The following is a 10770-nucleotide window of genomic DNA, read 5'->3' as shown; positions in this document are numbered from 1 at the left end:
GGCAATACGGGCGCCTTTCAATGGCTGGCTTTCACCGTATTCTGCCCGCAAGGCCATCAGCCCCGGCATTTCTGTTTCGGCGATATCCAGTTCTTTGCGGCCATATTCGGCAAGACCGATGTCCTTGATAACGTAATCTTCGGGAGTGAAACTTTTCTGCTTGTTCATGTCTCGCGTCCTTTGGGTATCCTTGATGTTCCGTCTCACTCGGCCGCGGCGGTGGCACCGAAGGTGCGGGCCAGGTCCTCGGCCAGGTCCGTGCGCTCCCAGCTGAATCCGCCATCATCAGCCGGCGATCGCCCGAAATGGCCATAGGCTGCGGTACGCGCATAAACCGGCTTGAGCAGGCCCAGATGCTCGCGGATGCCGCGCGGGGTCAGGCGGACCATCTCGCGTAGCGTCTTGGCAAGCTGGATTTCGTCCACCCGGCCCGTACCCAGCGTGTCGACATAGACCGCAACGGGCTCGGGCACCCCGATGGCATAGGCCAGCTGGATCTGACACTTTTCCGCCAGTCCCGCGGCGACGACATTCTTGGCCAAGTAGCGGGTGATATACGCGGCCGACCGGTCCACCTTGGTCGGATCCTTGCCCGAGAAGGCGCCGCCGCCGTGGGGCGCCGCACCGCCATAGGTGTCGACGATGATCTTGCGCCCCGTAAGGCCCGCGTCACCATCCGGCCCGCCGATCACGAACTTGCCGGTCGGATTGACGATGATCTTGTCGTCCGACGGCAGGTCCCAGCCCGCGTCGTTGAACCCTTCGGAGATGTAGGGCGTGACCAGCTCGCGCACGTCGGCCTGGCTCAGGCCCTCGATATGCTGTGTGGAGACCACCACCGTGTCGATTCCGACCGGTTTTCCGTTCTCATACTTCAGAGTGACCTGGCTTTTCGCATCGGGGCCGAAATTCGGCTGCTTGCCGGATTTGCGGTCCTCGGCCATGTGGCGCAGGATCTTGTGGGCGAACTGGATGGGCGCGGGCATCAGGTCCTCGGTCTCGTTGCAGGCATAGCCGAACATGATGCCTTGGTCGCCAGCGCCTTCCTCGCCCTTGTCGCCCTCGTCGACGCCCATCGCGATATCAGCCGACTGCGCGTGCAGGCGGCAGACGATCTCGGCATTCTTCCACGAAAAGCCTTGCTGATCATAGCCGATGTCGCGGATCGCATCGCGCGCAATCTGCTCGACATCCTTGAGCACGCTCTCGGGGCCGCGCACCTCGCCGGCGATTGTGACGTGATCGGTCGTCGCCAGCGTTTCGCAGGCCACGCGCGATTGCGGGTCGGCGGCGAGATAGGCATCCAGAACCGCGTCGGAAATCCGGTCGCAGACCTTGTCGGGGTGCCCCTCGGACACCGATTCACTGGTAAAAAGCCATGATTTGTCGCTCATCTCGTTCCTTTCTCCACTGTCGTCGGGTTGGTTCTGCCCTTGGCAAAAAATCGGGTTCTCCCTGGCTCAGGCGATCTTGAGATCCGCCGATGACTTGTCGGGCGTGTAGGCCAGGCTCGGCTGAAGCCAGGCTTCCACCTCGTCAATTTCCATGCCCTTGCGCTTGGCATAGTCGGCCACCTGGTCGGGGCCGATCCGGCCGATGCCGAAATAGGCCGCGCCGGGATGGGCGAAGTACAGGCCCGAGACCGCCGCCGCGGGCCACATCGCGCAGGACTCGGTCAGGGTGACACCGGTATGCTCTGTCGCATCGAGAAGGTCGAACAACGTTCGCTTCTCGGTATGGTCGGGACAGGCGGGATAGCCCGGCGCGGGCCGGATGCCACGGTATTGCTCGCGGATCAGCGCCTCGTTGTCGAGCGCCTCGTCCGGGGCATAGCCCCAGAGGCTGCGGCGCACGCGGGCGTGCAGCGCCTCGGCAAAGGCTTCGGCGATCCGGTCGCCCAACGCCTGCACCATGATGGCGTCGTAATCGTTGCCCTCGGCCTTCAGGCGCTCGGCGATGTCATGCACCGCTGGCCCGGCGGTGACGGTGAAACCGCCCACCCAGTCCTCGGTGCCCTCGGGCGCCACGAAATCGGCCAGGCACATCTGGGGCCGGCCGTTCGCCTTGCTGCGCTGCTGGCGCAATTGCGGCATCGGGGCACGCGGCGTTTTCCGGCTTTCGTCCGCCCAGACGACGATATCGTCCCCTTGCGAATTGGCGGGCCACAGCCCCACCACGCCGCGCGGGCTGAACCAGCCTTCCGCCTGGATCCGGTCCAGCATCTTCTGCGCGTTGTCGTAAAGCTCGCGCGCGGCGGGGCCCTTCTCGGGATCCTCGAAGATCCCGGGGAACTTGCCCTTCATCTCCCACGTGTTGAAGAACGGGGTCCAGTCGATGAACCCATGCAGCGCGGCCACATCCATGTCGTCGATCACGGTCAGCCCCGGCATCTGCGGTGCGGGCGGGCTGTAGCTCTCCCACTCTCCGTCGAAACTCGAGCGGCGCGCCTCGGCCAGCGGCGCTGTGGGCCGCTCGCCTGCCCCGGCAGCCCCCGAGCGCAGTGTCTTTTGTTCCTCGCTCACTCCGGACAGGAAGCCCGGCACCGCGGTCTTCGACAGAAGTTTCGCGACCACTCCCACCGCCTTCGAGGCGTCGTCGACATGGATCACGCCATGCGCGTATTCCGGCGCGATCTTGAGCGCGGTGTGCTTCTTCGACGTGGTCGCGCCCCCGATCATCAAGGGCAGCTTGAAGCCCTGCCGGGTCATCTCCCCGGCCACCTCGACCATCCGGTCGAGCGACGGCGTGATAAGGCCCGACAGCCCGATGGCATCGGCGTTTTCACGCTTCGCCGCCTCGAGGATATCCTCGGTTGGCACCATCACGCCAAGGTCGACCACGTCGTAATTGTTGCATTGCAGCACGACGCCCACGATATTCTTGCCGATGTCGTGCACATCGCCCTTCACGGTGGCCATCACCACCTTGCCCTTGGCCGAGGTGTCTCCCGCAAGGCGCTTTTCTTCCTCCATATAGGGCAGCAGATGGCCCACGGCCGTTTTCATCACCCGGGCCGATTTCACCACCTGCGGCAGGAACATCTTGCCCGCGCCGAAAAGGTCGCCCACCACGTTCATGCCATCCATCAGCGGACCCTCGATCACGTCGAGCGGCTTTTCCGCCCGCTGCCGGCATTCCTCGGTATCCTCGACCACGTAATCGGTGATGCCGTGCACCAGCGCGTGTTCCAGCCGTTTCTCCACCGGCTGCTCGCGCCATTTCGGGTCTTGTTTCTTCGCGGCTTCCCCCGACCCCTTGTACGTTTCGGCAATCTCCAGCAGCCGTTCCGTCGCGTCGTCACGGCGGTTTAGCAGCACGTCCTCGACCCGTTCGCGCAGTTCGTCGGGGATATCGTCATAGACGGTGATCTGCCCGGCATTCACGATGGCCATGTCCATGCCCAGCGGGATGGCGTGATACAGGAAGGCGGAATGCATCGCCTCGCGCACCGCGTTGTTGCCGCGGAAGCTGAACGACACGTTCGACAGCCCGCCCGAGACATGGCAATCCGGCATCGCCTCCTTGATCATGCGGGTGGCCTCGAAAAAGGCCTTGGCATAGTCGTTATGTTCCTCGATCCCCGTGGCCACGGCAAAGATGTTGGGGTCGAAGATGATGTCCCACGGCTCGAAGCCCGCCTTCTCGGTCAGCAGGTCGTAAGAGCGTTTGCAGATCTCGAACTTGTGCTCGGCGGTCTCGGCCTGCCCGTTCTCGTCGAACGCCATCACGACCACCGCGGCGCCATAACGGCGCACGGTGCGGGCCTGCTCGAGAAACGCCTCCTCTCCCTCCTTGAGCGAGATAGAATTGACCACCGCGCGGCCCTGCACGCATTTCAACCCCGCCTTGATCACCTCGAACTTCGAACTGTCGATCATCACCGGCACGCGGGAAATGTCGGGCTCCGACGCAATCAGGTTGAGGAAGGTGCGCATCGCCTCTTCCGAGTCGAGCAGCCCCTCGTCCATGTTCACGTCGATGATCTGCGCGCCGTTCTCGACCTGGCTCCGCGCCACGTCGAGCGCGGTGGCGTAGTCGCCCTCCATGATGAACGCCTTGAACCTGGCCGAGCCGGTGACGTTGGTGCGCTCGCCGATGTTTATGAAACTGGCAACCCCCGGGGTCATGCCGCGCCCTCTTGCGTGTCGGCGCCCTGGGTTTCGAACATCTCCAGCCCGCTCAGGCGCATGTGCCGGACCTTTTCGGGAACCTTGCGGGGCGGCTTGCCCTCCACCGCCTGCGCGATGGCGCGAATATGCTCGGGCGTGGTGCCGCAGCAGCCGCCGACGATGTTGACAAGCCCCGTATCGGCCCATTCGCCCAGATGCGCGGCGGTTTCCTCGGGCGTTTCGTCATAACCGCCCATCTCGTTGGGCAGGCCGGCATTGGGATAGGCGCTGACGCGGGTATCGGCCACCTGCGACAGCGTGCGCACGTGCTGTCGCATCTCCGCCGCCCCCAGCGCACAGTTGAGCCCGATGGAAAAGGGGCGCGCATGGCCCACCGACACCCAGAACGCCTCTGGCGTCTGCCCGGTCAGCGTACGCCCGGACCGGTCGGTGATCGTGCCCGAGATCATCAGCGGCGGAATCGTCAGCCCCTCGTCCGACAGGCTGTCGATGGCGAAAAGAGCGGCCTTGGCGTTGAGCGTGTCGAAGATTGTCTCGATCAGCAGCAGATCGGCCCCCGCCTCGATCAGCGCGCGGGCGGCCTCGCCATAGGCGCGCGCCAGATCGTCGAAGGTGACCGCGCGAAAGCCCGGGTCGTTCACGTCCGGGCTGATGCTGGCCGTCTGGTTGGTCGGGCCGATACCCCCCGCCACCCAGCGGGGTCGGTCGGGCGTGGCCACGGCCTCGGCCGCCGCGCGGGCGATCCTGACCGACTCGGCGTTCATCTCGGCCACGAGATCTGTCATCCCGTAATCGGCCTGGCTGATGGCGTTGGCCCCGAAGGTGTTCGTGCACAGGATATCCGCCCCCGCCTTCAGGAAATCCTCGTGAATCCGGCGGATCATCGCGGGCTGGGTCAGCGACAGAAGCTCGTTGTTGCCGCCCACGTCGCTGGGATGGTCCCTGAACCGCTCACCGCGATAGGCCCGCTCGTCCGGCTTTTCCTGCTGGATCATCGTGCCCATGGCCCCGTCGAGCACAAGAATACGCTCTGCAGCGGCGGCGGCTATGTCATTTGTCTGGGTCATTGGCTTTCATCTTGGACGTTGAATTATAGAGCATCACTGTTTCATTATATAACCACATACTTATATATTGGCTGTCAATGACCGTGTTGCACGAATAGCGGTTGGGCCGCATTTGCGCCTTTCCCCTGTTCGCTATGCGACACGTTCATAGGTCGCGCGACCGAGATGGGTCATGCGGTTGAGAGCTTTGACAGCGATCCGGGTTTCGGTAGTCTGAACCTCCATTTTGCGGCTGCGCAGGTTGGGCCCGATGACCTGTTTGTAGCGCCCAACCTGAGCTTCGCCACGTGACCTCTGACCGTAGCCAGTGGCTTTCTGCCAAGCCATTCGTCCATGCCCGGTGATCATTTTGATATGGGCGTTGCGTGTATTCCAATCACCTGGGACGGCATTCTTCGGCGGCGGGACGATCAGTTCGACATCTGATCCCAACACCTGCCAGATCGTCGCTGTGGTCGGCGCGCCATCATAGGCGCCGTCGCCGATGAAACGATGAACAGGGCCTACCACTTCGGCCAACAATTCGGGGAGAGCACCAGCGTCTCCTAAGTGCTTGGTTGTCAAGCACGAGGCCACAAGCTCCCCATTCTCGGGATCGAAGCCAATGTGCAGTTTGCGCCATGTTTTACGGGCCTTCGGTAACCCGTGTTTCTCCTGCATCCAGTCTCGACCGCCGTGAACGCGCAGCCCTGTGTTGTCTGCGATCAGCGTCACCGGGCCTCTCGTGGACCGGGTCTTCGGTGCGATCCGAAGCAATCGTGCGCGGCGGCAGAGCGTGGAAAAATCCGGAACGGGAACGTCGATCTGCATGAGTCGCAGCAAACTGCGGACAAAGCCCTGTGTTTGGCGAAGGGGTAAGCCGAACACGACGCGCAGGGTCAGGCAGGTCTCAATCGCCAGATCAGAATACTGCCGCTGACCACCACGTTTCCCTGACCTTGGCGCGCACCACCCGGATACCGCATCCTCGCTGAACCAGACCGTATCATCACCACGCTGGCGAAGCGCCTCGTTGTACTTAGGCCAATTCGTGACCCGGTACTTGGCCTTCTCAAACTTATCCCGTCGCGTCGCGTTTTGCTTGAAAGGCATCCCGCCATCCCGTCGTTAACGGCCCCGAAGAACCTAAAGGCATGAACGTGCCCGTCCATCCAGGCCTCGGCCGTCGCCGCCGGATAGGCCCGGACGTAGCAGGCATCGCTGTGCGGCAGATCCAAGGCAAAGAAGTGAGCCTTCTGCTCAATGCCGCCGATCACCACCATTGCTTCGTCGAAGTCGGCCTGAGCATGGCCGGGTGCATGGTTAAGCGGTACTAACATCTCGCGATGCCGTCGACCATGTTCCCGAACACAATCCTTGATGATGGTGTACCCGCCGAGACCTGCGCAATTTCCCCCTATGTGCACCAAGCCTTCACTGACCTATTGGATAAGGGCGCGATCGAGGTAAAGGTTTGGGTGTTGAGCGCACCTTCTGGGAAAAGGCGACGATCCTGCACATGCTGTATCATCAGGATACCGGCAAACCTCTCTCGGACCGGATGTCGCGCCACTATTACGACATGGCTCAACTGATTGATCACGACGCCAAATCCCGCGCGCTCGACAACCTGGACCTTTTGGGCCAGGTCGCACACCACAAGGCCGTTTTTTTCAAAGCGGCCTGGGCCAATTACGAAGGTGCAAAGCCCGGATCGTTGAGGCTGTCTCCAAATCCTGATCTGACCACTGCTCTGCGAAGGGACTATTCCGGCATGCAAGAGATGACTATCGGAGATGCGCCAGGCTTCGATGACATCCTGAGTGCGATTGAAGCATTCGAAGCTGAAATCAACAGTTTCGATATCTAGTCAAAGCGCGGGTCAGAAAACAGATTGGGTCTTGCCCCCGGCTGTAGTCGCGACGTCGTTTCTGGTCCGCGGTCTTGCTGAGGGCAGCCTTCCCGTCCGCTTTTGACAAAGTGCAGTAGGGGTTTATTGCGGAACGGGGCAAAATGACACTCAAAGCGTTTTCGGCTAAGCTGCCGTTTGCGCGGACCGCGGCGGATTCAACGAAAGAGCCCGAAATTGGCGCACGAGGCAGAACGGAATGCTTCTTTCTGCAGTTGCTGGGGGCTGCCTGGCTTGACGCTGCTGGTTGGCCTCGCTGCTGGGACTCGAAGATAGTTCGGGGCGGCCGCGCTGCTGCGGTGGTAGTGATCGGCAGCAAGCGGGGGGCAATCGACGCGCGCGAAACGGGCGTGTGGTAGGGCGAGCCGGGAGCGAAACCACCGCCACCCCGACGGACCTTGGCACATCATGTTCAATTCGATACTAAAGCACCCCGCCAAAAACCTGAATCGTGTGGATTCCCATGAGAGCTGAATTGTGATTCATCCTGTTTGGGAGGATGGATCATGTCGGCACCTTTACCGGAAGCGCTTCGGGCGCGGTTTCAGAGATTGATTGAAGAAGGGTTAAGCGGGCGTGCGGCGGCGTTGCGGCTCAAGGTGTCGGTTGCCACCGGGGCGCGTTGGGGGCAGGCGATCCGCCGGACAGGTCAGGCCCGCGCAGCTCCTCAAGGCCGGCCCAAAGGCAAGGGCAAGCTTGACCCGCATCGCGCCTTTTTCGCCGAGATCATTGCTGAGGACGGCGACATCACAATGCCGGAACTGGCGTCTGCCTTGCACGACGCGACCGGTGTGCGCGCGCACCCGAACGCGATCGGAAAGTTCCTTCGCAAGCTCGGCTACACGCACAAAAAAAGTCGCTGGTTGCTGCCGAACGACGCCGCACCAAGGTAAGGCGGCAGCGCGAAGACTGGTTCAGGCACCGTATCCCGGCTGTGTCAGCGCGCCCAGAACGCGTTGTCTTCATTGACGAAACGTCTGTGAAGACGAACATGACCCGGCTGCGGGGATGGGCACAGCGTGGGGATCGCTTGGTCATGGACGCGCCATTCGGGTCGTGGGGGACACAAACCTTCATCGCGGGGCTCACCGCCGATGCCATGATCGCACCCTGGGTCATAAAGGGGGCAATGGATGGTCCCGCCTTCGCGGCCTATGTCGAAAAAGTGCTGGTCCCGGAATTGGCCCCAGGCACCGTGGTCATTCTCGACAACCTGGCAACGCACAAGAACGCCGACGCCGCCAGGGCGATAAGGGAGGCAGGGTGTTGGTTCCCGCCCGACAGCCCCGACCTCAACCACATCGAAATGGCCTTCTCTAAGCTCAAGGCCCAACTCAGACGGATCGGCGCGAGAACATTCACCGATATGTTCAATGCCATCGGCCATGTATGCGACCTCTACTCGGCGCAAGAATGTCGGAACTACTTCAAGGCTGCTGGATATGTCTCAGGTTAAAGGCGGGACGCTTTAGGTGTTTGATCCCACGGAATTGCGGCAGCCTGGCAGCGTCGTCTGGATCGATAGACTGAGCGCCGGTGGTCGGAGACAGTAGGTCGAAATAGAAAAACGATAGCGATGGGGATATGGCATTGCCAAAGGCGACTGGCAAGGTTTTGTTCGAAATGTATCGTTTTTTTTCAGGTCGTTTGTCCGGATTGTTCAGGTGGCAGAGTGAGGGTCAGGCTTTGCGATAGCCAAATTTGTCTTTCTGGGGGTCTTGACGTCGGATCGCGCAAAGTGCCCATGCCAGAACTCCGATCAGAACCGGCAAACCCAGCGACAAAGCCATGTAGCTGGTGATGCCCAGCCAGACAGGAGCGCCGAACACAAAGACCTGAGAGAGGGCCGTGATCATGCCCGCGATACTGCCGAAAAAAATCAGAACGAGCGCCATTCCATTGCACTCCCAATTGCGTGAGATCAGGAGGGCACAGCAATACGGCGGAGATAAGGCGGTGACGAGGAAAAGCTTTGCCGGTCAAAAAACGCAGACGACGTGGCGAGTCCGGTATTGCTAAAAAATCAAGCTCTTGCCAGGTGAGGTTGTCGTTTTCGGCCAAGGTAAGTCAGCCCGGCCAGAATCGCGATGCCGGTCAACAGGAACCAATGGCCGGGAGCCAGCGGAACCGGAGCAATGGCATCGGGTGACTCACTGGCTGCTGCAAGAATTCCTTTATCCTTGACCGCCTTGACCTTGATGTTGTCCACGTCGAAATGCAGATCAGTTGCAAAATCGAAACCTTCGGGAATGATGGTCCCGATTACGAAGCTGTCGATATAGGAAAACAGCTTCTTGAACTTGATCTTTCCATGAAATCCCGAGCCGCCAAAAACGGTGGCGACCAGAGAATTGTCGCGGAAGCCATGAAAATAAACGAAGGTATCCAGCGGGTTCAGTGCTTTCGTTGCCGGGTAGAGGTTCAACTTCAACGATTTGAGAGAGAACAACCCACCGCTGGTATGTTGGATGGTCGCGCCGCTGGTATAGGGGCCGCAGCAGATGTCGATGTGAAGACCGCCCGAGCCAAAGCTGCCGAAATCGCCGCCATCGGTCGGGGTGACGGAAAACCCCTTTTCTTCATAGATCTGTGGTTCCCACGGGTCAATCAGATCGGCCAAAGATGCAAACTTGATGGTTTTGGCCGAGGCGGTGTCGGGCAATCCGAGGAAAAGAACTGAAACCAATATAAAGCTGACTACACGCAAGACCATCTTGCCTATCTCCTACACCAAAACCACTCCGACATCTTATAATTGAGTCTCACGTTAACACTTGTCTCAACGGTAAAATACATAAACTTGAATGAGTGCGACAAAAAATGTGTGGATAATGGGTATGGGCATGTGGATAACCGGGGTTGGGGCGGTTGATAATTTAAGATCGCGAGTCTATCAGGGTTGTCCGGAGCCAATCGCTGCCCGCCTTTCGCAAGGGTTCGGTGAATGCGTGTGGTAGCGGGCGGTTCACCGAACCTTAACGGGTCTTGGGTGATCTTTCGACATGTCCGACTATCGCCGCGTCCGTATTTCCGGAGCGAGGTATTTCTTTACCGTGTCACTGAGTGACCGGTCATCGGATCTGTTGACCCGGGAAATTGCTCATCTGCGTGCAGCCTATTCGGCGACCCGGTGTAAACGGCCGTTCTGGTGCGATGCGTTTGTTGTGCTGCCCGATCATCTGCACGCGGTGTGGACCTTGCCGCCGGGGGATGCGGATTATTCAACGCGGTGGGGTGCGATCAAGGCGCGGTTCACCATGCGCGTGAACAAGGCAAACCGTAGGCCGGGCTTCAGCCCGGCACCCGAACTCACGCATCTACCTGTTGTGGCATCCGGCAGATATGCCGGGCTGAAGCCCGGCCTACGGGCCAACAAACGCGAAGCGCCTTTTTGGCAGCGCCGGTTTTGGGAACATACCATTCGCGACGAACAGGATTACCGCAATTACATGGCGTATTGTTGGTACAACCCCGTCAAACATGGGTTGGTGGAGCACCCGAGCGATTGGCCGTATTCGTCAATCCATCGCGATATTCGCGCAGGCCGGGTTGATCCGGAATGGAGTGGTGGTGTTGGAGTAGCCCCCTGAAAGTGGTCCACCAACTGGGATAGATTGTCCCGCAATTTGGAGGATCAGCGATGGCTGGAAAGCGTGAGAAGCCTGAAGAGATCGTATCGAAGCTT

At 60.4% G+C, this 10770-nt stretch carries 10 protein-coding genes and 1 pseudogene; 3 read left to right on the top strand and 8 right to left on the bottom strand.

Going from position 1 to position 10770, the window contains the following annotated elements; translation table 11 throughout:
- The 6 genes and pseudogenes from ACR0LZ_RS21020 to ACR0LZ_RS20995 all read right to left on the bottom strand — a co-directional run.
- On the bottom strand, positions 1 to 168 hold a 168-nt coding region (locus tag ACR0LZ_RS21020), incomplete at its 3' end, for an adenosylhomocysteinase (RefSeq protein ID WP_480752196.1).
- A gap of 35 nt (positions 169 to 203) precedes the next feature.
- Complete coding sequence (gene metK / locus ACR0LZ_RS21015; RefSeq protein ID WP_480752194.1) at positions 204 to 1394, bottom strand: methionine adenosyltransferase; 1191 nt, start codon at positions 1392 to 1394, stop codon at positions 204 to 206.
- A gap of 66 nt (positions 1395 to 1460) precedes the next feature.
- Complete coding sequence (gene metH, locus ACR0LZ_RS21010; RefSeq protein WP_480752193.1) at positions 1461 to 4127, bottom strand: methionine synthase; 2667 nt, start codon at positions 4125 to 4127, stop codon at positions 1461 to 1463.
- Positions 4124 to 5197 carry a homocysteine S-methyltransferase family protein gene (locus ACR0LZ_RS21005; protein WP_480752191.1) on the bottom strand — a complete coding sequence of 358 codons (1074 nt, stop codon included), beginning with the start codon at positions 5195 to 5197 and terminating at the stop codon, positions 4124 to 4126. Before ACR0LZ_RS21005 ends, metH begins: the two co-directional genes overlap by 4 nt.
- 132 nt (positions 5198 to 5329) lie before the next feature.
- Positions 5330 to 6289 (bottom strand): IS5 family transposase, encoded by a 960-nt coding sequence (locus ACR0LZ_RS21000; RefSeq protein ID WP_480752190.1) that lies wholly within the window; start codon positions 6287 to 6289, stop codon positions 5330 to 5332.
- Positions 6290 to 6306: 17 nt separating this feature from the next.
- A pseudogene (locus ACR0LZ_RS20995) lies at positions 6307 to 6573 on the bottom strand (IS21 family transposase); the annotation flags it as partial.
- Positions 6574 to 6650: 77 nt separating this feature from the next.
- On the opposite strand from ACR0LZ_RS20995, the gene ACR0LZ_RS20990 reads away from it, so the two are divergent.
- On the top strand, positions 6651 to 7046 hold the full coding sequence (locus tag ACR0LZ_RS20990; RefSeq protein ID WP_480752189.1) for a nucleotidyl transferase AbiEii/AbiGii toxin family protein: 396 nt from the start codon (positions 6651 to 6653) through the stop codon (positions 7044 to 7046).
- A gap of 545 nt (positions 7047 to 7591) precedes the next feature.
- Positions 7592 to 8541, top strand: a protein-coding gene (locus ACR0LZ_RS20985; RefSeq protein WP_480752187.1) for an IS630 family transposase whose coding sequence is annotated in 2 segments (ribosomal slippage) — positions 7592 to 7933 and positions 7936 to 8541 — 948 coding nt in all. Because the reading frame shifts where the segments join, the coding sequence is not laid out codon by codon here.
- A gap of 223 nt (positions 8542 to 8764) precedes the next feature.
- Here ACR0LZ_RS20985 and ACR0LZ_RS20980 read toward each other — a convergent pair.
- Entirely contained in the window at positions 8765 to 8980 is a 216-nt protein-coding gene (locus tag ACR0LZ_RS20980; protein WP_480752186.1) for a hypothetical protein, read from the bottom strand.
- Between the two features lie 128 nt (positions 8981 to 9108).
- A complete protein-coding gene (locus tag ACR0LZ_RS20975) occupies positions 9109 to 9798 on the bottom strand; it encodes a hypothetical protein (RefSeq protein WP_480752184.1) in 690 nt (229 codons plus the stop codon).
- A gap of 289 nt (positions 9799 to 10087) precedes the next feature.
- Between ACR0LZ_RS20975 and ACR0LZ_RS20970 the strand changes: the two genes are divergently transcribed.
- A complete protein-coding gene (locus tag ACR0LZ_RS20970; protein ID WP_480752183.1) occupies positions 10088 to 10675 on the top strand; it encodes an REP-associated tyrosine transposase in 588 nt (195 codons plus the stop codon).
- Positions 10676 to 10770 lie beyond the last annotated feature (95 nt).

Source organism: Ruegeria sp. CI1, from assembly GCF_056536925.1.
Note: the sequence above shows the minus strand (reverse complement) of the source record. Positions and strands in the feature narration are given on the sequence as shown.

Excerpts from the sequence above, each read along its gene's own strand:
- ACR0LZ_RS20975 (WP_480752184.1), bottom strand. The coding sequence starts at position 9,798 with ATGGTCTTGCGTGTAGTCAGCTTTATATTGGTTTCAGTTCTTTTCCTC.
- ACR0LZ_RS20980 (WP_480752186.1), bottom strand. The coding sequence starts at position 8,980 with ATGGCGCTCGTTCTGATTTTTTTCGGCAGTATCGCGGGCATGATCACG.
- metH (WP_480752193.1), bottom strand. The coding sequence starts at position 4,127 with ATGACCCCGGGGGTTGCCAGTTTCATAAACATCGGCGAGCGCACCAAC.
- ACR0LZ_RS21000 (WP_480752190.1), bottom strand. The coding sequence starts at position 6,289 with ATGCCTTTCAAGCAAAACGCGACGCGACGGGATAAGTTTGAGAAGGCC.
- ACR0LZ_RS20970 (WP_480752183.1), top strand. The coding sequence starts at position 10,088 with ATGTCCGACTATCGCCGCGTCCGTATTTCCGGAGCGAGGTATTTCTTT.
- ACR0LZ_RS21005 (WP_480752191.1), bottom strand. The coding sequence starts at position 5,197 with ATGACCCAGACAAATGACATAGCCGCCGCCGCTGCAGAGCGTATTCTT.
- metK (WP_480752194.1), bottom strand. The coding sequence starts at position 1,394 with ATGAGCGACAAATCATGGCTTTTTACCAGTGAATCGGTGTCCGAGGGG.